We start from the raw sequence: 23062 nt of genomic DNA on the forward strand, positions 1-23062 counted from the left end.
AAAAAGAAGGAGGTTTACCAATGAAATATTCAGAATACCAACCTCGTCCGGATCTACTCAAAGATCGAATTATTTTAATTACCGGTGCTGGTGATGGAATTGGGCGAGCTGCGGCTCTAAGTTATGCCCTACATGGTGCAACCGTTGTCCTACATGGTAGAACCTTAAATAAACTTGAAGTGATTTATGATGAAATTGAAAGTCTAGGTGCACCGCAACCCGCGATTTTACCGCTACAGCTTTCAAGTGCCTCTGACCGTGATTATGATTTTTTAGTCGATACGCTCGAAAAGCAGTTTGGGCGTCTAGACGGTATTTTGCATAATGCGGGTATTTTGGGTGAACGTGTAGAACTAGCACATTACCCAACAGAAGTATGGGATGACGTAATGGCAGTTAACTTACGTGCTCCTTTTGCCCTCACTCAAGCTCTATTACCACTTTTGCAAAAGTCAGAAAATGCCTCTGTTGTATTTACCAGCTCGGGTGTAGGCCGTGAAGCACGTGCTTTGTGGGGCGCATATTCTGTCTCAAAAATTGCAATTGAAGCAGTGAGTAAAATTTTTGCAGCGGAGAATACTTATCCAAATATCCGCTTTAATTGCATTAACCCAGGCGCAACACGTACTGCAATGCGTGCGAAAGCCTACCCACAAGAAGATCCGAAGACATTACCTACACCTGAGTCAATCTTGCCTGCTTACCTCTATTTAATGGGTGAAGACAGCTTGGCACTCAATGGTCAAAGTATTGATGCGCAGGATTAAAAAGTTAAAGATGAAAAAGCTAAATTAAATTACGGCCAATCATCAAATCTGGCTTGCCTATACCTGAAAAGATATACAAGCCTTTTTTATTATTGATAAAAACCCTTGATCTATCCGTAATTTTAATTGAACCATTAAATGATCTTCACAGTTTCTCTGCATTTTGCGCGTAGAGTATTCAACATGAGAGACATCAGATGTAAACGAGGATGCATCATGAAAAAGTTGTTCACCATCTTAGCCCTTTGCATAACCGTACTAACCACAAGTATGGCGAGCTTTGCTGATCCTCCTTTTGACCGAGGCCATGGCCCCAAAGGTCCTAAAGGTGGAGGTCCACGTGGTGAGTGGAATGATCGTGGGCCAGGATTTGGACGTGATCATGATGATGATCGTATCCGTGACGAACGCCGTATGCGCGAAGAGCGTGGCTTTGAACGCTTAAAACAACATCGCTGGCAGCCTGGCTATGTTATGCCACAGCACTATCGTGGTAATGGCTATAAAGTCGACTATAAAGACAGTAACTTGCCAAAACCAGGCCGTAATCAGCAATGGTACAAAATCAACAATGACTATATTTTAGTCGACACAGATTCTAATAGCATTGTGAGTATTCGTGGTTTTTAAGGCGATAGACCCTCGCTATCGCTGAATAAAAAGGATAAAGCCTCTGGGTTTTATCCTTTTTTATTTTTTATATTCTTAAATGATGTATTTTCTTAATTTCTTCTTATTTCATAGAGAGTTTTCACATTTATTCTTCTTGGCCTCCACGATTTATCTGCAATTGTTCACTAATCTTTAATTATTGAAATTTAACTCATCATTCGAGGTTTACAATGAAAAAATTAACAACAGCGATTGTTCTTTCTCTTAGTGGTTTAGTTGCAACAACAGCCATGGCAGCACCAAACGATCATAATCATCATGGCAATTACCAAAACCATGAAGTAAAAACAGTTAAAGTGATTAAAAAAGATGATCATCACAATGCATGGCGAGTAGGTCAGGTTGTACCGCATGAGTATCGACATTCACGTTACGTGATCGACTATCGTCAACATCAAAAATTGACTAAACCAGGTCGTTACCAAAAATGGTATAAAGTGAATGGAAATTATGTACTGGTGAATGAACAAAGTCATAAAATCATTAGAGTGGTTTACTAATTTAAAACTTTTTAAGCACCCAAATTTCAATTTGGGTGTTTTTTTATCGAAAACATGCGGCTTTAATCTTTTTTGTTTAGAATCATCTTTATATCTTTTTGCTGTTGATTCGAGATCGGTATGTCAAGTAAGCCTGTAAGTAAGTCGCATAATAACACCCAGCATTATGTACACTGGTTTCGACACTCAGCGCCCTACATTAATGCTCACCGCGATAAAACTTTTGTATTGATGTTTGGTGGTGAAGCAGTCCGTCATCCTAATTTCGAACATATCATTCACGACATTGCTTTATTGCACTCTCTTGGTATTCGCTTAATTCTCGTGTACGGTGCGCGTCCGCAAATTAATCAAAATCTTAAAGAAAAAGGAATCGAAACTCCTTTTTATGACAACAGCCGTATTACCACACGTGAATCTTTAAGCTGTGTCATGAGTGCTGTAGGTTCTATCCGCCTAGAAATCGAAGCATTGCTTTCTATGGGCTTAGCAAACTCGCCAATGTACGGCGCTCGCATAGATGTGGTATCAGGTAATTTTGTGACTGCTAAACCTTATGGCATTCGTGATGGCATGGATTTCCAGCTTACAGGTGAAGTTCGTTCTATTGATACAGATGCGATTGATCGACACCTCGACAACCATAATATTGTACTGCTAGGGCCAACGGGTTACTCCACTACAGGCGAGGTTTTCAACTTAAGAGCTGAAGAAGTTGCAACTAAAACAGCAACTTATTTAAAAGCAGATAAACTCATTTTTCTAGGTGAGCAACAAGGATTGCTGAATGAAGATGAGCAAATATTACGTGAATTAAGCCCACATCAACTGGACTACTATATTCAACAATATCAAACTATTAGCCCAACACTCACTTTGCATTTGCAACAGGCAAAAAAAGCATCTTTATCAGGTGTACACCGCGTTCATCTTATTTCTTATGCCTATGATGGCGCCCTTCTCGAAGAGTTATTTACTCGAGATGGTATAGGCACCATGATTACCGATGCGCATTATGAAGAAGTTCGCATGGCCAATATTCAAGACGTAGGCGGTTTAATGAATTTATTACGTCCATTAGAAGAAGAAGGTATCTTAGTTTATCGTTCGCGTGAACGTTTAGAGCAAGAGATTAGCCAGTTCGCTGTTATTGAGCGCGATGGTACGATTCTAGCGTGTGCTGCACTTTATCCAATTCCAACAGAATTTAATGAAACACGTTCAGCAGAAATTGCCTGCGTCGCAGTACACCCAAGTTATCGTAAATCGAACCGTGGCAGCCAGATTTTGCAATTCCTTGAAGAAAAGGCAAAAGAACAAGGTATTCGTCAATTATTTGTTTTAACGACTCGAACCGCTCACTGGTTCTTAGAGCACGGTTTCCATCAGGTGAGTGTTGATGATTTACCAAATGCTCGTCAGGCGCTTTATAACTATCAAAGGAATTCTTTAGTCTTTAAGAAACTGCTTCCTTAGCCTTTGCTCTTTTTAAGATATTCTTATTTCAGATAAGCTTAGTTCAAAAAGTACAACCATAAACACGATTAATTTATGGTTGTACTTTTTTTAAATCTAAATTTTTTAAGGTTTTAATATTTTTTATTTTATTTACATTAACTTAATAACAATTCATTAAATATATTTCTATTAGATAAATCATTTTTTCGCATAAGTTTATAGCCTATTGTGTTTAGCTTTTTTTTGCATAAATAAAGACCGAATACTTATTTTTTCTGAAATAAAAATCCATTTAGGGTATCTGCTCATCCAATTATTTTTTTCTTTTTCTCTTTCGGGGAGCACGAAATCTCATGGCACTTTTCAACACCACTTCATGGGCAAAATATTCAGTCATCGCGGCCAGCCTTGCAGGAGTGATGATGTTAAGTGGTTGTGCCAAAAAAGAGGAACAAGCCACCACAACCTTAAATATCGGCTATCAGAAATATGGGATTCTTCCTATTTTAAAGGCTCGTGGTGACTTAGAAAAAGCATTAAAAGAACAAGGTGTACAAGTGAAATGGGTTGAGTTCCCTGCTGGCCCTCAATTGCTTGAAGGTTTAAACGTAGGAAGTGTTTCACTCGGTGAAGCAGGTGAAGCGCCACCGATCTTTGCTCAGGCTGCCAATCCAAATTTAGTCTATGTCGCAAACCAACCTGCTGCGCCAAGAGCTGAAGCACTATTGGTACAAAAAGACTCTCCAATCCAATCTATTAAAGATTTAAAAGGCAAACGTGTTGCTCTTAATAAAGGCTCGAATGTTCATTACCTATTGTTAAAAGTTTTAGAAGCCAACAACTTAAGCTTAAGTGATATTCAACCAGTTTATTTACCGCCATCAGACGCTCGTGCTGCCTTTGAAAAAGGTGCTGTCGATGCATGGGTGATTTGGGATCCTTTCTTTGCAGCGGCTGAACATCAAATTCAGGCGCGAGTTTTAGCAACAGGCGAAAACTTGGTGAGTAATCATCAGTTCTATTTAGCTGACCGTAAATTTGCAGAAAATAATCCGAAAGTACTCAACACTGTTGTACAGACACTTAACCAGACCACTGAGTGGGTAAGTTCACATCAGGATGAAGCTGCCAAGTTACTCGAAAAACCTACCGCACTTGAGTTTGATGTACTCAAAACTTCAATTTCACGTATGGGTTTTGGAGTTCAGCCAATATCTGACAAGGTGGCACAAGAACAACAACAAGTAGCTGATGCTTTTTATGCACAAAAGCTCATTCCAAACAAACTCACCATTCAAGATGCCATTTTAAAACTGAAATAAACCCAGCTTGGGCACGGCTTAAATAATCATATAAATGCTGTGCCTGACCTCAAGGGGAACAAGGATATCAATATGCAACATCAATCATTATTTAGTAAGAGTCAGTGGATACAATTGGTTAAGCGCATCAGTGCAATTACTGTATTAGGCTTAACAATCGCAGCGCCAGCTTGGGCATTTGACCCAACTGTGAAAGAGCTTCGTATTGGTTTTCAAAAAAGCTCGATTAACTTTGCAATTGCCAAACAGCAAAAGCTATTTGAGCAAGAATTCCCAAATGCAAAAATTACTTGGAATGAGTTCCCTGCTGGTCCACAAATTTTAGAAGCTTTAGCTGTCGGTTCACTTGATGTCGGTGTTACTGGGGACACTCCTCCTGTCTATGCACAAGCCGCTGGCAAGCCTTTATATTACATTGCTTATGAAGCAGCTAAGCCATTGGCATCGGCAATTTTAGTTCCAAAAAACTCGCAACTCAAACAGCTTAAAGACCTTAAAGGCAAACGTATTGCGCTGCAAAAAGGTTCGAGTTCACATTACTTACTTGTACAAGCCGTACGTAAAGCAGGCCTAAACTGGAGCGATATTACCCCCATCTGGCTTACCCCTGCCGATGCTCGCGCAGCATTTCAAAAAGGTGCCGTTGATGCATGGGCAATTTGGGATCCTTACTTCGCTTCAGCACAACTAGAAGACCAAGCTCGTGTTCTTGCATCGGGTAAAGGCTTAAGCCCGAACTATACATTTTATTTAGCGGCCCCAAATTTTATTAAACAACATCCGAAAGTTGTTTCAGGGCTCATCAAACAAATCAATCAAGCCGATAAGTGGGTTCAAAGCCATCAAGCAGAAACGGCAGGTGCGATTGGTCAAAGTACAGGTCTTAAACCTGCAACCAGTGATTTATTTATTAAACGCCGTCCGCGCCCTTCATCAGCAGCTCCACTCAGCAGCAAAGTGATTGCTGAGCAGCAGCAACTCGCAGACATTTTTACTCAACAAGGCATCATTCCAAAACCAATCAGCATTAAACAAGCTGTTTGGATTGCCAAGTAATTTCAACAGACATATAGGTAATGCACATGAAAATTTTCTGGTTTATTCCTACCCACGGTGATAGTCGCTATTTAGGTACAAGTAAAGGCGCTCGTCAGGTTGACCATGCCTATATGAAGCAAATTGCTGTGGCAGTAGATAATTTAGGTTACGAAGGTGTACTTATTCCAACAGGTCGTTCATGTGAAGATCCTTGGATTACGGCGGCTAGCCTAATTGATGCAACTCAACACCTTAAATTTTTAGTTGCATTACGACCAGGGGTAACCACACCAGCTTTGGCAGCACGTATGGCTGCAACGTTTGACCGCTTGTCGAATGGTCGTGTATTACTCAACTTAGTGACTGGTGGTGATGAAGCAGAATTACGCGGAGATGGCTTATATGAAGATCACTCAACACGTTATCAAACTGCCAATGAATACGTAAAAATCTGGCGTGAGATTTTGACACGCTCACATACGGGTGAAGCTTTTACATTCCACGGTGAACGTTTACAAGTGGATGATGCAAAACTACTTTACCCACCTGTTCAAAAGCCTTATCCACCACTTTGGTTTGGTGGTTCTTCAGACGTCGCTGTCGATCTGGCTGCTGAGCAAGTCGATACTTACCTTACGTGGGGGGAACCACCAGAAGCTGTCAAGCAAAAGATCGAACATGTTCGTGCTAAAGCTGAGGCTAAAGGTCGTAAATTAACTTACGGCATTCGCTTGCATGTGATTGTTCGTGAAACCAACGAACAAGCTTGGGCAGCAGCGAACGAGCTTATCCAATATCTTGATGATGCGACTATTGCTGCGGCACAGAAAAAATTTGCACAAATGGACTCTGTAGGCCAACAACGTATGGCGGCTCTCCACGGCGGTAATCGAAACAAACTAGAAGTATCTCCAAACCTTTGGGCTGGTATTGGTTTAGTTCGTGGTGGCGCTGGTACAGCACTTGTAGGCGATCCTGGAACCGTTGCTGCCCGTATTCAGGAATATTCTGATTTAGGTATTGATACTTTCATTTTCTCAGGCTATCCACACCTTGAAGAATCAATTCGTTTTGCAGAGTTAGTATTCCCGTTATTACCAATTGAAACTCGCGCTAAACTTGCTCAGCCAAATTTAACCGGTCCATTCGGTGAAATTATTGCCAACAATTATGTTCCAGACGAGAAGAAGCAAAATAGTTCCGTCAAGGAGCCTGCATGAGCAAAGCTGAAAGTGTTGTTTCACGTGGAACAAAACAAATTGGGCAGCGTTTGCTGCCTTGGATTTTCCCTATTCTTCTATTGGTTGTTTGGCAAATTGCCTCAAGTTCGGGTCTTTTAGAAAGCCGTATTTTACCCGCACCTACTGCTGTAGTTTCCGCTTTTTGGCATCTACTGGTGAGTGGCGAACTCTGGCAGCACGTTAAAGTCAGTGCTGGTCGTGCACTGCTTGGCCTTCTGATAGGCGGCGGTTTAGGTTTGTTATTAGGCCTACTCAACGGGTCTTCGCGTTTCGCCTCTACACTGCTCGATACGACCTTACAAATGATTCGTAACATCCCAGCCTTAGCACTTATCCCACTTGTCATCTTGTGGTTCGGGATTGATGAAACAGCGAAATTATTTTTAGTCGCCGTAGGTGTTTTCTTCCCTATCTATATCAACACCTATCACGGTATTCGGTCAGTTGACCCTCAATTGATTGAGATGGGTAAAAGCTACGGACTTTCACGTTGGCAGCTTTACAAAGAAATTATTTTGCCGGGTGCGATGCCTTCTATTTTAGTGGGTTTACGCTTTGCTTTAGGTTTGGTTTGGGTATTGCTTATTGTTGCTGAAACCATTTCAGCTCAAGCAGGTATTGGTTATATGACCATGAATGCACGTGAGTTTTTACAAACGGATGTAGTTCTGGTCGGTATTCTTCTGTACGCCTTACTAGGCAAACTGGCAGATGTTTTAGCACAGCTTTTGGAACGCTATTTACTACGTTGGCACTCTGGATATCAGAAATAAGGGAGCTTAGAACATGACAAATCTGAATTTAAATATTAATCAGAATGAAGTGCAGCTCATTCCGGAAGAACCAACAGAATCTCAAGAACCTGTATTAGGAGCAGAGATTCTGATTGAGCAACTTTATAAATTTTATGGTGAGGTAAAGGTCCTCGAAGATCTTGACCTACACATCCAGCCGGGTGAGTTTTTAGCAATTGTTGGCCGAAGTGGTTGTGGCAAAAGTACGTTACTCCGTTTAATTGCTCAACTTGAAAAAGCCAGCTTTGGGGAAATCAAATTTAAATCTGCCCGACATTTACGTGAAGGCATTACGAACGATGATATTCGAGTAATGTTCCAAGATCCTCGTTTACTTCCTTGGAGAAATATTCTTCAAAATGTTCAACTTGGGCTACCAAAATCACAACATGCTTTGGCAGAAGAATTATTAGAAAAAGTAGGTTTAAAAGAAAAAGCGGGACAATGGCCTTCCCAGCTCTCAGGTGGTCAACGTCAGCGTACAGCCCTAGCCCGTGCACTATCACATACTCCACGCATATTGTTGCTAGACGAACCTTTGGGTGCATTAGATGCTTTAACTCGGCTTGAGATGCAAAGCTTGATTGAGCGCTTGTGGAAGGAGCAAGGCTTTACTGCAATTTTGGTCACACACGATGTGAGTGAAGCAGTGCAATTAGCTGACCGTATTATCTTATTAGATAAGGGCAAGATTGCTCAAAGTTTCCAAGTTAATTTGCCACGCCCGCGTAAAAAGAGCATTACTTTTGCTCAACTTGAGCAACAAGTACTCGATGCGGTTTTGGCAACTTAAGGTTGCGATGAGTAATGAGAACTGTTCAACCGAAAAATGCCCAATTTACGAGCAATAAAACTGCTGTTTTATTGCTCTTTTTTAGGGCGAAATTTAAAAAATATTTTTAAGAATAACAATAAACTAGTGAATCTCTCTATTTTTTGCACAATAGTATATCTATTACACAAATAAGTAGCCGTTTTTTGATTAAAAAAGCAAGACACCTGTGCACAAATCAAACAATTTCCCTTACAATGGGAATATTATTTTTTTAATTATGCAGCAGATGGAACAAAAAAAGAGTACCCAAAAGCGCAATCAGCTTCTTGCTGCCGCCCTTGACGTATTTTCAGTCTATGGGTTTAGTGGCGCAAGTCTGGATGAAATTGCCCAACTCGCCGACATGCATAAGTCGAATATTTTCTATTACTATGAAAATAAAGAGTCTTTATATGTAGAAGTGCTCACAACCGTTTTACAAAAATGGTTGGCCCCCTTACAAACTTTAGAAGCTGAATTAGAACCAGCCGAAGCCTTATCTCACTATTTAATTCAAAAAATCGAACTGTCTCGTAGCCAACCGAAAGCATCTAGATTGTTTGCACTAGAAATTATTCAAGGCGCTCCACATATTTTGCCTATACTGAAAGGGCCTTTGAAAAAGCTATTTAAACGCAAAGCTAAAGTCATTCAGACTTGGCAAGAAGAAGGAAAGATTTCCCCAGATATCGACCCTGAGTTATTAATACTCAATATTTGGGGCCTTACGCAAAACTATGCAGATTTTGCAACTCAAATGGAAATGGTGACCGGTAAAACGCTTCGTAACCGCAGTATGTTCCAGCGTTCGATTGAGCATACGGTACATATGATGCTATACGGCGTATTGCCTCGTTAAAACAAAAAAAGATCGGCAAATTTGCCGATCTTTTTTTAGAAATGGTTTTGATAAAGAGCTAGGAGTTTCTGAGCGCCTAACAATAAATTTTCTTCCCAATCCAAATGTGCAGTGTCATCTGCCCCATCAGTAATATACTTCACAGAAATTAATCGTACACCTAACTTATGGCACACTTTAGCTAAAGCATAGCCTTCCATATCAACCACATCACAAGCTACTTTTGGCTGACCTGTTTCAAATGAATCACCTGTTCCACATACTGCTTTTGGCAAATCAGCAAAATGTGATTGAAGATGAATCTCTGCCGCCAAATGATCATCTAACGGCGTTACACCTACTTCAAAACCTAGGGGTGAAACATCCATATCCCGTTGTACAAAAGTTTTTACTTCGACTAAATCATGTCGATTAAACGCAGAGCTTCCAGCTGTACCTAGATTAATTAAAGTTTTACAGCCAGTTTTTTGAATAACCTCAAATGCTTTAAAGGCAGCATTAATCTTACCAATACCACTGTAATGGACTTCAACACCTGCCTGTTCAAACAAACCTTTAGATTCATTAGGAAGTGCCATAATTAAAGCAATATCAGTGTTCATTCAAAAAGCTCAAATCAAAATTAAATAAGTTAGAAAATAAGTATAAATCAGGTGCAAAAGCTTTTTGCACCTTTTCATCATTACTGCACTTTTTGTTGTAAAGCGATTAAGCATGGAGAAAAAAACAGTTGACCACTATATGCTCCTGCTAGCGTTTTCTTCATTACAACGCCCCACATCGTCAATAACAGAATACTCAATGCGACAGCAACGTATTGTAAGAATACAATTTCAACCTGATGTCCTAAATTAAATAGTGCGAGAATAAATACACCTAATGGAAAGGTTAAGCCCCACCAGCCCAAGTTAAATGGAATACCTGTCTTTGCGTGACGAAGCGTTGTTAAAATCGCAAGACCAAGCCACCATAACCCAAAACCTAAAAGCACGAGACTACCTACAACTCCTAAAGCTTGAAAGACATTCGCAAATTGGTGAAATCCTACGTTTGGCGCCACTCTTTGTGCCTGCTGCCCTAATAACAATAAACCTAATGCACCTGTACCAATCGGGCCTAAAGAGAGCCAGCTAGAAATAGCGACTTCTTTTTCAGGTAGCTGATGCAAAGCCATACGCAGCATTAAAATTGTCAGAATAGCGAATGCTGGTAAAACAGAGATTCCCCAAAGTACATAGCCAGCCATTAATAAATGAAAGCTATGCATATCTGCTGGTAAATGTGCAACCAACATGCCGGCAGAACTTGCTGCTACTTCACAGGCAACCACAGGTAAAAGCCAGATTGCAGTCATCGTATGTAGCTGATGGTTCTGACGACTAAACATACAAAATGGCACGATCCACGCAATGGCCAATGCTAAAAAGACATCGATGTACCATAAAGCTTGAGCAATATGGATAGCCACTTCACCGTAAAGCCCGACACCGAAGCTTAAAAAACCATTTAATATCGTTGCGAGCCCCATCGGGATAGCCCCTAAAAACAAGCTCATATTTGGATGATTAAATATTTGCTTCGCTTCATGAGGGAAAAGAAACCACCGCAATAAATAAAGAACTGAAAAAACACTGAACAAAATAATATTAAATTGCCATAACAAAGTTGCTAGCGTGAATAAAAATGATTGAGCAAATGGTAGCTGGATTAAAATCATACTCACCACGCCAGTACCCATAGTCGCTGTAAACCAATTTGGGGTAAAATGTCGTATAACATCTTTGCTTTGATTTAATTGATAAAAGGGTTTTTTCATCTTAGTTCTCTAATCAAAGAGTGGATAAAGACATAGTAGAGCAAACCAATAATAAGAAAAATTGATTTATTTTTATTTAATTCATCAGTATTTTAAATATATAGATATTCATTTTGAAAAATAACTGAGTAAAAACACAACAACAAGACGAATCTGTGAGATTATGGCAATATATAGCCCTTGCAAAAATAGCCATATTTTAAGTTCATGAAACTGCTTCGTCTCAATGCGTTATCGCCCAATTTTCAGTTACCTCAAACAGCGGTGACTATTGGTAATTTTGATGGTGTCCATTTAGGCCACCAAGCGATGATTGCTCAACTCAAAAAAATTGCTGCAGCACAAGGCTTAAAAACTTTGGTCATGATTTTTGAGCCACAACCTCTTGAGTTCTTTAAAGGTTATGATGCACCTCCTCGTATTAATTCACTACGGGAAAAAGTTGAATACCTAGCTGAGCTTGGCGTTGACTATATTGCGGTTGCTAAATTTGATGAACATTTTCGTAGCATGAGCGCATCTGCCTTCGCAGATTTATTAAAAAATAAATTAAATGCCCAATCATTAGTTTTAGGGGATGACTTTCATTTCGGTAAAGACCGCCAAGGCAACAGTGAATTTTTAAAAGATTATGGCTTCCAAGTCACAAATTTACATACCATTGAACTTGAAGGTGAACGCGTCAGTTCAACCCGTATTCGCCAAGTACTTCAAGTGGGTAATCTTGCTTTAGCAGCTAAATTATTAGGCCGTCCGTACAGTATTACTGGACGTGTCCAATATGGCGACCAAATTGGACGAACTCTTGATTTTCCAACCATTAATGTTCGTCTCAACCGCCACAAACCTTGTTTAAACGGTATTTATGGCGTTGAAGTCATTTGCGAAACAACTTCTCTCACTGAAAAAGTGCGCCAAGAAACACCAGAGAAACCGGGAATTGCCGGATATCATGAAAACAGCCTCTATGGCGCAGGTCATGTCGGTACACGTCCCGCCATTCAGCAAGAACATCCAGAATGGAGATTAGAAGTACATTTCCCTGATGTTTCTGCTAATCTGTATGGCTTATTTATGCGGGTGACTTTTCTTCACTATCTTCATGGTGAATTGAACTACCCTTCGCTTGAAGCACTTAAGGCTGGAATTGATAATGACGTGCAACAGTTACGACAATATCGTAACGACACGACACAATTTCCTTTTTAATTCGAATTTTGATTGTAAAACATGTCAGCTCCCAAGCTGATTAAACTGGAAGAAAACTTGCATGAGCGATAAGCAAACTCCTGAGAATGCAGTGGACTACAAAGCCACGCTAAACCTGCCGGATACTCAATTTGCAATGAAAGCAAATTTGGCAGTACGTGAAGTGAAATGGTTAGAAGAGTGGTATACCGACAACATTTATCAGCAGATTCGTGCATCGCGTATTGGCAAGAAAAAATATATTTTGCATGATGGCCCTCCATATGCGAACGGTACAATTCACTTAGGCCACGCAGTCAATAAAGTACTCAAAGACGTTATTGTAAAAAGCCGTACGCTTTCAGGTTTTGATGCACCGTATGTTCCGGGTTGGGATTGTCATGGCTTACCAATCGAACTAAAAGTCGAAGAAAAAGTAGGTAAAGTGGGCGAAAAAGTTGACGCAGCAACTTTCCGTAAACTTTGCCGTGAATACGCACTAAAACAAATTGATTTACAGCGTACTGACTTTAAACGTCTTGGTATTTTAGGTGATTGGGATAATCCTTATCTCACCATGAATTACAAACAAGAAGCCGATATTGTTCGTGCTCTAGGTCTCATCCAGAAAAATGGCCATATCCAGCCAGGCTTAAAGCCAGTGAACTGGTGTATGGACTGTGGTTCAGCTCTTGCTGAAGCAGAAGTTGAATACGAAGATAAAAAATCTGACGCAATTGACGTTGGTTTTGGCGTTGTCGATCTCAAAGATTTAAGTGTCCGTTTAAACGTAGAAGTTCAAGATCCGACAGATATCGTGATCTGGACCACTACACCATGGACATTACCAGCTAACCAAGCCGTTGCGTTGCATGCCGAAATTGAATATCAATTGGTGCAAGTGACAACTGAGCGCGGTAAGCAAAACTTCATTCTTGCTAAAGACTTAGTAGCTTCAGCGATTGAGCGTTACAAGCTTGAAAACCCAGTTGTTTTAGCTGATTTTACTGGTTCGGCTCTTGAAAACCTTACCCTACAACACCCTTTACTTACTGATCGTCAAGTTCCGGTTATTTTAGGTGAACACGTTATCGCAACAAGCGGTACAGGTGCCGTACATACAGCGCCTGGCCACGGTGCAGACGACTATAAAGTAGGTCTTCAATACAACCTTAAAGTAGATAACCCAGTAGGTGGTAACGGTGTTTATCTTCCAACTGCTCCAATCTATGCTGGTGAGCACATCTATAAAGCCAATCCAAAGATTATTGAAGCTTTGGGTGCTGTAGGCCGTTTATGGGCTCATCAGCCAATTAAACACAGTTACCCACACTGCTGGCGCCATAAGACTCCAATTATTTTCCGTGCTACACCACAATGGTTCATTAGCATGGATCAAAAAGGTTTACGTGAAGGTGCGCTTAATGCCATTGAAAATGATATCGAGTTTGTACCGAACTGGGGTAAAAACCGTATTGAATCAATGATCGAAGGTCGTCCGGACTGGTGTATTTCACGTCAACGTACTTGGGGTGTTCCAATTCCATTCTTCGTTCATAAAGATACGAACGAATTACACCCGCGTACACCTGAACTCATCGAAGAAGTTGCTCAACTGATCGAAGAAGAAGGCATCGAAGCATGGTTCAAACGTGAAGCAAAAGACTTCATCGGTGAAGATGCTGAACAATATAACGCTGTTCGCGATACACTCGATGTATGGTTCGACTCTGGTACAACGCATTACGCTGTACTTGAGCAACGTGATGAATTAGAAAGCCCTGCTGACTTATATTTAGAGGGTTCAGACCAACACCGTGGCTGGTTCCAATCTTCTTTATTAACATCTATGGCAATTCACAATCGTGCGCCATATAAAGCCTTGTTAACTCATGGTTTTACAGTGGACGAAAACGGTCGTAAATTGTCGAAATCTTTAGGCAACTATATCCCGCTTGAAGAAATCATCAAACAGCTTGGTGCAGATGGTTTACGACTATATGTAGCGTCTAGCGACTACCGTTATGAAATCGCAGCATCGAAAGAAATCTTTAGCCGTGTAAGTGATAGCTATCGCCGTATTCGTAATACCCTACGCTTCTTGCTTGCGAACCTAAATGGTTTCAAACCAAGTACTGATGCTCTGGACGTAGATGACCTTATCGCTCTAGATCAATACATCTTACAGCGTGCGAATGAAGTACAACAAACCATTATCACTGCCTATGAAGAAATGAACTTCCATGTGGTGTGTAGTGCGTTAACAAGCTTCTGTATTAATGATTTAGGTGGTTTCTACCTAGATATTATCAAAGACCGTCAATACACCACTAAAGCAGATTCTCAGGCACGTCGTTCTGCACAAACAGCGCTTTATCATATTGTCCAAGCATTTATCCGTTGGATGAGCCCAATCTTAAGCTTTACCGCTCAAGAAGCTTGGCCACTGATTCCAGAACAAACTGAAAAGTATGTATTTACATCAGAATGGTATGACTTGCCTGTTTCATCAAAAGCAAACTTGCTTTCTGAAGAAGATTGGCAAACATTGATTAGCGTAAAATCTGCAGTAAATAAACAGATTGAAGCAGCGCGTAACGCTAAACTTGTCGGCAGTAATCTTTCAGCCAAAGTTGAACTTTGGGCAAGTGAATCATTACAAACAGTTTTAAACCAACTGGCTGATGAACTCCGTTTTGTTCTTATTACTTCGCAAGTAGTAGTACATCCATTTGCTGAGCAAGGTGAAGCAACTGAAATGGAAGGCTTACGTGTACAAATATCTGCAGCTGAAGGTGAAAAATGTGCACGTTGCTGGCACGTCCTTCCAGATGTAAATACACATGCCGATCATCCTGGTTTATGTGGTCGTTGTATTGTGAACGTCACTGGTCGTGGCGAAGTGAGAAAATATGCCTAATTCACAAGCTAAAAAAGGCTTATTCCAGTTTTATCCACATAATCTGATTTGGCTTGGACTTTCAGTCCTTGCCATTGTATTGGATCAATGGACAAAATGGATTGCGAGTACACATCTAAACTATGCAGATCCTGTACCTGTACTTCCATTTTTAAACTGGACACTATTGCATAACTATGGTGCAGCTTTTAGCTTTTTATCTGATGCGGGAGGATGGCAGCGCTATTTCTTCACATCTTTAGCGGGCTTAGTTTCAATACTTTTTGTATTTTGGTTAATGCGTATGCCCAAAAAAATGGTGGTGCTACCTGTAGCCATCGCTTTAATTTTAGGTGGAGCTTTAGGCAATTTAATTGACCGTATTACCCTAGGTTATGTGGTCGATTTCATTCATGTTTATTACCAAAATCATCACTTTCCAGCTTTTAATATTGCGGACAGTGCCATCACTCTAGGTACAATTTTGCTACTCATTGATACATTCTTCCTTGAGAAGCAACGTAACCAAAATTCGGATGCATAATATGACCGAAATTATTCAACCTAACGAAGAAATTCGTATCCAAGAAGGCTCTAAAGTCGACCTACACTTTTCTGTAGCTATCGAAAATGGTGTAGAAATTGACAATACACGTAGCCGTGAAGAGCCAGTTAGTCTGACTATTGGTGACGGAAACCTTTTACCAGGTTTCGAAAAAGCATTATTCGGTTTACGTGCAGGTGACCGCCGTACAGTACACCTTCCACCAGAAGAGGCTTTTGGTCCGTGGAATCCAGAAAATATTCAAACTTTCGATACAGTTAAGTTTGAACAACGCCCTATTCCTGGTCACATGATCGAATTTGAAGATAAGGCAAAAACCACCTTATTCGGTGTAGTAAAATCAGTTAATGATGACATTACAGAAATAGATTTTAATCACCCATTAGCTGGGAAAAATATTACCTTTGAAGTAGAAATATTTAAGGTTACTCCTGAAGGCCAACAAGGCATTAAGCTAATGTAAATAAAAAAGCCCTCTAAATGAGGGCTTTTTTATGATTTAATTTTTATTAGTGACATAAGAATCCTTACAAATTCTATATTCTCTCCCACCTATAGAATGAATTAAGTTATAAAGATAAAAATTCTTAGGAAAAATACATGCTGGTCTATATTATCGTAGGAAGTGTTCGTGAAGGACGTACAGCAATTAAAGTTGCCAATTGGCTAGAATCCACAATTCAATCATTTAATCTAGAAGATTTTCAGACAGAAGTAATTGATTTAAAAGAGTGGAATTTACCGTTATTTTCAGGCTCTCACCCACCTGCTACCGGGATTTATGATCAACCTAAACAACAAGAATGGGCAGACAAAATTGCTCAAGCAGACGCATTTATCTTTATTAGCCCAGAATACAACCATGGTTACAGCCCAGCTTTAAAAAATGCACTTGATTATATCGGTAAGGAATGGGGTGGTAAACCTGCTGCATTTATTGGTTATGGTTCAACAAATGGCTCTCGCTCTATTAGCCAAATACGTCAAGTCACCTCAAGTTTAAGTATTATTGACCCCAACGCTGTAATAGAGATAAGAGATATATTTAAACGTAATAAAGATGAAAAATTCGAAGCTAATGAGTTTGAAGTAAAAGGTCTTCAATCCATTGTTGAGAAACTACAGAAATATCATTTGTCTTAATTGAACAAAAGGCCTCTTTTCTAAACAAAAGAGGCCTTTAATTTTATAAACTCTTTAAATACTCCACTACATCAGTATTACCTGCCATTTCTGCAAGCTCTAATGCTGTGTATTCACTTTTGTAAGCGACATGTGCACCTTTTTCAACTAAGAGCTTTACTACCTCTAAATGATCATTTTCAGCAGCTGCTTGTAGAGCACTATATCCCTCATCATCTGTCTGATTAGGATCTTCTCCCTCTATTAGTAATTCTTTTATTTGATCGATATCACCTAGAGATGCCCAATAAATCAATACAGGCAAAGATAGCTCTTCATCATCTTCAGGTATTGGAGAGAAAGAATTGATCTTCATGGACGTACCCAAAAATAATAAAGTTCATCATTATATTCATAGAATACAGCCAGAATACAAATCTAATTTTGGATCTATCTTTTATTAAAAATTAAATTCCGCCCAATAAAAAAACACCCCCATTCGTTAGAACGGGGGTGTTTAGAATAATGAGCTGGCGATGACTTACTCTCACATGGGTAACCCCACACTACCATCAGCGCTAAGAGGTTTCACTTCTGAGTTCGGGAAGGGATCAGGTGGTTCACTCTTGCTATGGTCGCCAGCACAACTGGTATGGATACTTGCTTCGTTTTATTCACTGTGTGATACGTTGCGTTTTCCAAATCTTTACAGATGGGCTGATTGGATCTGATTTTGTTCATTTTAGCTAAGTGTTTAACTAAATCAAGTTGCTTTGCATGTTTATGAATCGATTGATGCTTCATATACAACTGCTTGGGTGTTGTATAGTCAAGCCTCACGAGCAATTAGTATTGGTCAGCTTCACATATCACTATGCTTCCACATCCAACCTATCAACGTCCTAGTCTCGAACGGCTCTTTAGAGGAATAAATTCCTAGGGAAATCTTATCTTGAGGTAGGCTTCCCGCTTAGATGCTTTCAGCGGTTATCCCTTCCGAACATAGCTACCCGGCGATGCGACTGGCGTCACAACCGGTACACCAGAGGTTCGTCCACTCTGGTCCTCTCGTACTAGGAGCAGATCCTCTCAAATTTCCAGCGCCCACGGTAGATAGGGACCGAACTGTCTCACGACGTTCTAAACCCAGCTCGCGTACCTCTTTAAATGGCGAACAGCCATACCCTTGGGACCTGCTTCAGCCCCAGGATGAGATGAGCCGACATCGAGGTGCCAAACACCGCCGTCGATATGAACTCTTGGGCGGTATCAGCCTGTTATCCCCAGAGTACCTTTTATCCGTTGAGCGATGGCCCTTCCATACAGAACCACCGGATCACTAAGACCTACTTTCGTACCTGCTCGACTTGTGGGTCTCGCAGTTAAGCGCGCTTTTGCCTTTATACTCTACGCGTGATTTCCGACCACGCTGAGCGCACCTTCGTACTCCTCCGTTACTCTTTAGGAGGAGACCGCCCCAGTCAAACTACCCACCAGACACGGTCCTCGTCCCGGATAACGGGACAGAGTTAGAACCTCAACATTACCAGGGTGGTATTTCAAGGACGGCTCCATTGGAACTAGCGTTCCAACTTCAAAGCCTCCCACCTATCCTACACAAGTAAGGTCAAAGTTCAGTGTCAAGCTGCAGTAAAGGTTCACGGGGTCTTTCCGTCTAGCCGCGGGTACACTGCATCTTCACAGCGATTTCGATTTCACTGAGCCTCTGCTGGAGACAGCGCCGCCATCATTATGCCATTCGTGCAGGTCGGAACTTACCCGACAAGGAATTTCGCTACCTTAGGACCGTTATAGTTACGGCCGCCGTTTACTGGGGCTTCGATCAAGAGCTTCGCTTACGCTAACCCCATCAATTAACCTTCCAGCACCGGGCAGGCATCACACCCTATACGTCCACTTTCGTGTTTGCAGAGTGCTATGTTTTTAATAAACAGTTGCAGCGGCCTGGTTTCTGCGGCTGTCGTCAGCTCAGGAAGCAAGTTCCATCACCAACAACAGCGTACCTTCTCCCGAAGTTACGGTACCATTTTGCCTAGTTCCTTCAGCAGAGTTCTCTCAAGCGCCTTGGTCTACTCGACCTGACCACCTGTGTCGGTTTCGGGTACGATTCCTGTGTAACTGAAGCTTAGAGACTTTTCCTGGAAGCATGGTATCAGCCACTTCACTGTACAAGTACAGCTTGCTATCGGATCTCAGTATAGAGTACCCCGGATTTGCCTAAGATACATACCTACATCCTTCCACCTGGACAACCAACGCCAGGCTGACTTAACCTTCTCCGTCCTCTCATCGCATTACACAGAAGTATTGGAATATTAACCAATTTCCCATCGACTACGCCTTTCGGCCTCGCCTTAGGGGTCGACTCACCCAGCCCCGATTAACGTTGGACTGGAACCCTTGGTCTTTCGGCGAACGGGTTTTTCACCCGTTTTGTCGTTACTCACGTCAGCATTCGCACTTCTGATACCTCCAGCATACTTCTCAATACACCTTCATCGGCTTACAGAACGCTCCCCTACCACTTGACTAATGTCAAATCCGCAGCTTCGGCACATAGTTTTAGCCCCGTTACATCTTCCGCGCAGGCCGACTCGACTAGTGAGCTATTACGCTTTCTTTAAAGGGTGGCTGCTTCTAAGCCAACCTCCTAGCTGTCTATGCCTTCCCACATCGTTTCCCACTTAACTATGATTTTGGGGCCTTAGCTGGCGGTCTGGATTGTTTTCCTCTTGACTACGGACGTTAGCACCCGCAGTCTGTCTCCCGGATAGTACTCATAGGTATTCGGAGTTTGCATCGGTTTGGTAAGTCGGGATGACCCCCTAGCCGAAACAGTGCTCTACCCCCTATGGTATTCGTCCGAGGCGCTACCTAAATAGCTTTCGGGGAGAACCAGCTATCACCAGGCTTGATTAGCCTTTCACCCCTATCCACAAGTCATCCCCTGGCTTTTCAACGACAGTGGGTTCGGTCCTCCAGTTAGTGTTACCCAACCTTCAACCTGCTCATGGATAGATCGCCTGGTTTCGGGTCTATACCCAGCAACTAAACGCCCTATTAAGACTCGATTTCTCTACGGCTCCCCTATACGGTTAACCTCGCTACTGAATATAAGTCGCTGACCCATTATACAAAAGGTACGCAGTCACACCACGAAGGTGCTCCCACTGCTTGTATGCATGCGGTTTCAGGATCTATTTCACTCCCCTCACAGGGGTTCTTTTCGCCTTTCCCTCACGGTACTGGTTCACTATCGGTCAGTCAGGAGTATTTAGCCTTGGAGGATGGTCCCCCCATATTCAGACAAGGTTTCACGTGCCTCGCCCTACTCGTCATCATTATGTGTGCCCTTTCGTGTACGGGAATATCACCCTCTACGTTCGCACTTCCCAGAGCGTTCCACTAAAACACACATAACTTAATGGGCTGATCCCCGTTCGCTCGCCGCTACTGAGGGAATCTCAATTGATTTCTTTTCCTAAGGGTACTGAGATGTTTCACTTCCCCTCGTTCGCCTTGCAACACTATGTATTCATGTTGCAATACCTACCTTAAAGTAGGTGGGTTCCCCCATTCAGAAATCTCCGGATCAAAGGATATTTGCCGCCTCCCCGGAGCTTTTCGCAGGCTATCACGTCTTTCATCGCCTCTGACTGCCAAGGCATCCACCACATGCACTTAATTACTTGACTATACAACCCCAAACAGTCGTCAACACCTACAAGTGAGTGTTGTCCGTGCGATTCTTCATCGCTACTATCTGTTGTCTGTGCACTTAAACACTGTACAGCTTCAATCTAAATTCATATACCAAAACGCTTGATTCAGTTAATTTGCTAGTTCTCAATTCATCTAGATTAATTGCTTAATCTAAACTCTTGAGTGAACAATTTATTTCAGACTCAATTTTGCCAATCTGTTAATGAATAAACATACCTTCGTCAGGTCATGCTTAATACCGTGATACTTAAATCACAGAAGTTAATAAACCAAGATCTAAATCTCTATTTACTAATTTCTGTAATCCGAACTTCTCTTAAGTTCTGGTGGAGACTAGGAGAGTCGAACTCCTGACCTCCTGCGTGCAAAGCAGGCGCTCTACCAACTAAGCTAAGTCCCCAGCTTACATCATCAGTCATGTATCTTTTATCTATAACTTCAACCAGTCAAAGTCATGGTGGGTCTGACAAGACTTGAACTTGTGACCCCACGCTTATCAAGCGTGTGCTCTAACCAACTGAGCTACAGACCCTCAGATACATCTATGAAGAACAACTTGTTGTGGATTCTTACCAATCGTCAATCTTTCGTTAAGGAGGTGATCCAGCCGCAGGTTCCCCTACGGCTACCTTGTTACGACTTCACCCCAGTCATCGGCCACACCGTGGTAACCGCCCTCTTTGCAGTTAGGCTAGCTACTTCTGGTGCAACAAACTCCCATGGTGTGACGGGCGGTGTGTACAAGGCCCGGGAACGTATTCACCGCGGCATTCTGATCCGCGATTACTAGCGATTCCGACTTCATGGAGTCGAGTTGCAGACTCCAATCCGGACTACGATCGGCTTTTTGAGATTAGCATCCTATCGCTAGGTAGCAACCCTTTGTACCGACCATTGTAGCACGTGTGTAGCCCTGGCCGTAAGGGCCATGATGACTTGACGTCGTCCCCGCCTTCCTCCAGTTTGTCACTGGCAGTATCCTTAAAGTTCCCGACATTACTCGCTGGCAAATAAGGAAAAGGGTTGCGCTCGTTGCGGGACTTAACCCAACATCTCACGACACGAGCTGACGACAGCCATGCAGCACCTGTATGTAAGTTCCCGAAGGCACCAATCCATCTCTGGAAAGTTCTTACTATGTCAAGGCCAGGTAAGGTTCTTCGCGTTGCATCGAATTAAACCACATGCTCCACCGCTTGTGCGGGCCCCCGTCAATTCATTTGAGTTTTAGTCTTGCGACCGTACTCCCCAGGCGGTCTACTTATCGCGTTAGCTGCGCCACTAAAGCCTCAAAGGCCCCAACGGCTAGTAGACATCGTTTACGGCATGGACTACCAGGGTATCTAATCCTGTTTGCTCCCCATGCTTTCGCACCTCAGCGTCAGTGTTAGGCCAGATGGCTGCCTTCGCCATCGGTATTCCTCCAGATCTCTACGCATTTCACCGCTACACCTGGAATTCTACCATCCTCTCCCACACTCTAGCTAACCAGTATCGAATGCAATTCCCAAGTTAAGCTCGGGGATTTCACATTTGACTTAATTAGCCGCCTACGCGCGCTTTACGCCCAGTAAATCCGATTAACGCTTGCACCCTCTGTATTACCGCGGCTGCTGGCACAGAGTTAGCCGGTGCTTATTCTGCGAGTAACGTCCACTATCTCTAGGTATTAACTAAAGTAGCCTCCTCCTCGCTTAAAGTGCTTTACAACCATAAGGCCTTCTTCACACACGCGGCATGGCTGGATCAGGCTTGCGCCCATTGTCCAATATTCCCCACTGCTGCCTCCCGTAGGAGTCTGGGCCGTGTCTCAGTCCCAGTGTGGCGGATCATCCTCTCAGACCCGCTACAGATCGTCGCCTTGGTAGGCCTTTACCCCACCAACTAGCTAATCCGACTTAGGCTCATCTATTAGCGCAAGGTCCGAAGATCCCCTGCTTTCTCCCGTAGGACGTATGCGGTATTAGCATTCCTTTCGAAATGTTGTCCCCCACTAATAGGCAGATTCCTAAGCATTACTCACCCGTCCGCCGCTAAGATCAGTAGCAAGCTACCTCTCTCCGCTCGACTTGCATGTGTTAAGCCTGCCGCCAGCGTTCAATCTGAGCCATGATCAAACTCTTCAGTTAAAATCATTTTGCACCTTATTTAAAGACAAGGTGCCAATTCTGGCTCATCAATTACTGACTTAAATTTCGCTCAAATAAACTTCGAGTAATTTAAACCAATCAATCAATGAAAATTATTTCGATTAATCAATCAG

General features: G+C 42.1%; 18 protein-coding genes, 2 tRNA genes and 3 rRNA genes. 15 read left to right on the top strand and 8 right to left on the bottom strand.

Annotated elements, in window-relative coordinates:
* The first annotated feature begins 20 nt into the window (after positions 1-20).
* The 10 genes from MKL33_RS20510 (at position 21) to MKL33_RS20555 (ending at position 9465) form a co-directional block, all read left to right on the top strand.
* Positions 21-767, top strand: coding sequence for a YciK family oxidoreductase (locus MKL33_RS20510; protein WP_002120710.1), 747 nt, complete (start codon positions 21-23; stop codon positions 765-767).
* 216 nt (positions 768-983) lie between these two features.
* Complete coding sequence (locus MKL33_RS20515) at positions 984-1397, top strand: RcnB family protein (RefSeq protein ID WP_005071792.1); 414 nt, start codon at positions 984-986, stop codon at positions 1395-1397.
* Positions 1398-1609: 212 nt separating this feature from the next.
* Positions 1610-1939 (top strand): RcnB family protein, encoded by a 330-nt coding sequence (locus MKL33_RS20520; protein ID WP_005804830.1) that lies wholly within the window; start codon positions 1610-1612, stop codon positions 1937-1939.
* A 120-nt stretch (positions 1940-2059) separates the two neighbouring features.
* Positions 2060-3415: an amino-acid N-acetyltransferase gene (gene argA / locus MKL33_RS20525; RefSeq protein WP_016802669.1), complete on the top strand. Its 1356-nt coding sequence runs from the start codon at positions 2060-2062 to the stop codon at positions 3413-3415.
* Positions 3416-3750: 335 nt separating this feature from the next.
* Positions 3751-4719: a sulfonate ABC transporter substrate-binding protein gene (locus tag MKL33_RS20530; RefSeq protein ID WP_270907633.1), complete on the top strand. Its 969-nt coding sequence runs from the start codon at positions 3751-3753 to the stop codon at positions 4717-4719.
* A 72-nt stretch (positions 4720-4791) separates the two neighbouring features.
* Complete coding sequence (locus MKL33_RS20535) at positions 4792-5775, top strand: sulfonate ABC transporter substrate-binding protein (RefSeq protein WP_270907634.1); 984 nt, start codon at positions 4792-4794, stop codon at positions 5773-5775.
* Between the two features lie 26 nt (positions 5776-5801).
* Complete coding sequence (gene ssuD / locus MKL33_RS20540) at positions 5802-6977, top strand: FMNH2-dependent alkanesulfonate monooxygenase (protein WP_270907635.1); 1176 nt, start codon at positions 5802-5804, stop codon at positions 6975-6977.
* Positions 6974-7771: an aliphatic sulfonate ABC transporter permease SsuC gene (gene ssuC, locus MKL33_RS20545; RefSeq protein ID WP_002120785.1), complete on the top strand. Its 798-nt coding sequence runs from the start codon at positions 6974-6976 to the stop codon at positions 7769-7771. The genes ssuD and ssuC overlap by 4 nt, the downstream gene beginning before the upstream one ends.
* 13 nt (positions 7772-7784) lie before the next feature.
* Positions 7785-8585, top strand: a complete 801-nt coding sequence (locus MKL33_RS20550) for an ABC transporter ATP-binding protein (protein WP_032037058.1) — start codon at positions 7785-7787, stop codon at positions 8583-8585.
* Positions 8586-8844: 259 nt separating this feature from the next.
* Positions 8845-9465: a TetR/AcrR family transcriptional regulator gene (locus MKL33_RS20555; RefSeq protein WP_005071782.1), complete on the top strand. Its 621-nt coding sequence runs from the start codon at positions 8845-8847 to the stop codon at positions 9463-9465.
* 35 nt (positions 9466-9500) lie between these two features.
* Here the strand turns inward: MKL33_RS20555 and MKL33_RS20560 are convergent, their stop codons facing one another.
* A complete protein-coding gene (locus MKL33_RS20560) occupies positions 9501-10067 on the bottom strand; it encodes a 5'-methylthioadenosine/S-adenosylhomocysteine nucleosidase family protein (protein WP_032015174.1) in 567 nt (188 codons plus the stop codon).
* Positions 10068-10147: 80 nt separating this feature from the next.
* Positions 10148-11281, bottom strand: coding sequence for a TDT family transporter (locus MKL33_RS20565; RefSeq protein WP_270907636.1), 1134 nt, complete (start codon positions 11279-11281; stop codon positions 10148-10150).
* A 207-nt stretch (positions 11282-11488) separates the two neighbouring features.
* Between MKL33_RS20565 and ribF the strand changes: the two genes are divergently transcribed.
* The 5 genes from ribF (at position 11489) to MKL33_RS20590 (ending at position 17076) form a co-directional block, all read left to right on the top strand.
* The gene (gene ribF, locus MKL33_RS20570; protein WP_032012561.1) at positions 11489-12490 is read left to right on the top strand and encodes a bifunctional riboflavin kinase/FAD synthetase; all 1002 of its coding nucleotides are present in this window, start codon (positions 11489-11491) and stop codon (positions 12488-12490) included.
* 61 nt (positions 12491-12551) lie between these two features.
* Positions 12552-15389, top strand: a complete 2838-nt coding sequence (gene ileS, locus MKL33_RS20575) for an isoleucine--tRNA ligase (protein ID WP_005804839.1) — start codon at positions 12552-12554, stop codon at positions 15387-15389.
* The gene (gene lspA / locus MKL33_RS20580; RefSeq protein ID WP_009387467.1) at positions 15382-15912 is read left to right on the top strand and encodes a signal peptidase II; all 531 of its coding nucleotides are present in this window, start codon (positions 15382-15384) and stop codon (positions 15910-15912) included. The genes ileS and lspA overlap by 8 nt, the downstream gene beginning before the upstream one ends.
* Position 15913: 1 nt before the next feature.
* Positions 15914-16396, top strand: coding sequence for an FKBP-type peptidyl-prolyl cis-trans isomerase (locus MKL33_RS20585; RefSeq protein WP_161283030.1), 483 nt, complete (start codon positions 15914-15916; stop codon positions 16394-16396).
* Between the two features lie 137 nt (positions 16397-16533).
* On the top strand, positions 16534-17076 hold the full coding sequence (locus tag MKL33_RS20590; RefSeq protein ID WP_161283029.1) for an NADPH-dependent FMN reductase: 543 nt from the start codon (positions 16534-16536) through the stop codon (positions 17074-17076).
* A 43-nt stretch (positions 17077-17119) separates the two neighbouring features.
* Here MKL33_RS20590 and MKL33_RS20595 read toward each other — a convergent pair whose 3' ends face one another.
* From MKL33_RS20595 to MKL33_RS20620, 6 genes are all read right to left on the bottom strand, one after another.
* Positions 17120-17431: an ankyrin repeat domain-containing protein gene (locus MKL33_RS20595; RefSeq protein ID WP_075384129.1), complete on the bottom strand. Its 312-nt coding sequence runs from the start codon at positions 17429-17431 to the stop codon at positions 17120-17122.
* A gap of 152 nt (positions 17432-17583) precedes the next feature.
* A 5S ribosomal RNA gene (gene rrf / locus MKL33_RS20600) occupies positions 17584-17698 on the bottom strand.
* 182 nt (positions 17699-17880) lie between these two features.
* Positions 17881-20771, bottom strand: a 23S ribosomal RNA gene (locus tag MKL33_RS20605).
* Positions 20772-21123: 352 nt separating this feature from the next.
* Positions 21124-21199, bottom strand: a tRNA-Ala gene (locus MKL33_RS20610).
* A gap of 55 nt (positions 21200-21254) precedes the next feature.
* Positions 21255-21331: transfer RNA gene (locus tag MKL33_RS20615), tRNA-Ile, on the bottom strand.
* 59 nt (positions 21332-21390) lie between these two features.
* Positions 21391-22928 (bottom strand): 16S ribosomal RNA (locus tag MKL33_RS20620).
* Together the 16S, 23S and 5S rRNA genes with 2 tRNA genes alongside form the textbook arrangement of a ribosomal RNA operon.
* Positions 22929-23062: the final 134 nt, after the last annotated feature.

The organism is Acinetobacter sp. AOR43_HL (assembly GCF_027854635.1).
GTDB classification, from domain to species: domain Bacteria; phylum Pseudomonadota; class Gammaproteobacteria; order Pseudomonadales; family Moraxellaceae; genus Acinetobacter; species Acinetobacter pittii.

Coding starts and splice junctions, on each gene's coding strand:
- MKL33_RS20515 (WP_005071792.1), top strand. CDS start 984: ATGAAAAAGTTGTTCACCATCTTAGCCCTTTGCATAACCGTACTAACC.
- MKL33_RS20590 (WP_161283029.1), top strand. CDS start 16,534: ATGCTGGTCTATATTATCGTAGGAAGTGTTCGTGAAGGACGTACAGCA.
- lspA (WP_009387467.1), top strand. CDS start 15,382: ATGCCTAATTCACAAGCTAAAAAAGGCTTATTCCAGTTTTATCCACAT.
- MKL33_RS20535 (WP_270907634.1), top strand. CDS start 4,792: ATGCAACATCAATCATTATTTAGTAAGAGTCAGTGGATACAATTGGTT.
- ssuC (WP_002120785.1), top strand. CDS start 6,974: ATGAGCAAAGCTGAAAGTGTTGTTTCACGTGGAACAAAACAAATTGGG.
- ssuD (WP_270907635.1), top strand. CDS start 5,802: ATGAAAATTTTCTGGTTTATTCCTACCCACGGTGATAGTCGCTATTTA.
- MKL33_RS20550 (WP_032037058.1), top strand. CDS start 7,785: ATGACAAATCTGAATTTAAATATTAATCAGAATGAAGTGCAGCTCATT.
- ileS (WP_005804839.1), top strand. CDS start 12,552: ATGAGCGATAAGCAAACTCCTGAGAATGCAGTGGACTACAAAGCCACG.
- argA (WP_016802669.1), top strand. CDS start 2,060: ATGTCAAGTAAGCCTGTAAGTAAGTCGCATAATAACACCCAGCATTAT.
- MKL33_RS20520 (WP_005804830.1), top strand. CDS start 1,610: ATGAAAAAATTAACAACAGCGATTGTTCTTTCTCTTAGTGGTTTAGTT.
- MKL33_RS20555 (WP_005071782.1), top strand. CDS start 8,845: ATGCAGCAGATGGAACAAAAAAAGAGTACCCAAAAGCGCAATCAGCTT.
- MKL33_RS20595 (WP_075384129.1), bottom strand. CDS start 17,431: ATGAAGATCAATTCTTTCTCTCCAATACCTGAAGATGATGAAGAGCTA.
- MKL33_RS20560 (WP_032015174.1), bottom strand. CDS start 10,067: ATGAACACTGATATTGCTTTAATTATGGCACTTCCTAATGAATCTAAA.
- MKL33_RS20530 (WP_270907633.1), top strand. CDS start 3,751: ATGGCACTTTTCAACACCACTTCATGGGCAAAATATTCAGTCATCGCG.
- ribF (WP_032012561.1), top strand. CDS start 11,489: ATGAAACTGCTTCGTCTCAATGCGTTATCGCCCAATTTTCAGTTACCT.
- MKL33_RS20565 (WP_270907636.1), bottom strand. CDS start 11,281: ATGAAAAAACCCTTTTATCAATTAAATCAAAGCAAAGATGTTATACGA.
- MKL33_RS20585 (WP_161283030.1), top strand. CDS start 15,914: ATGACCGAAATTATTCAACCTAACGAAGAAATTCGTATCCAAGAAGGC.
- MKL33_RS20510 (WP_002120710.1), top strand. CDS start 21: ATGAAATATTCAGAATACCAACCTCGTCCGGATCTACTCAAAGATCGA.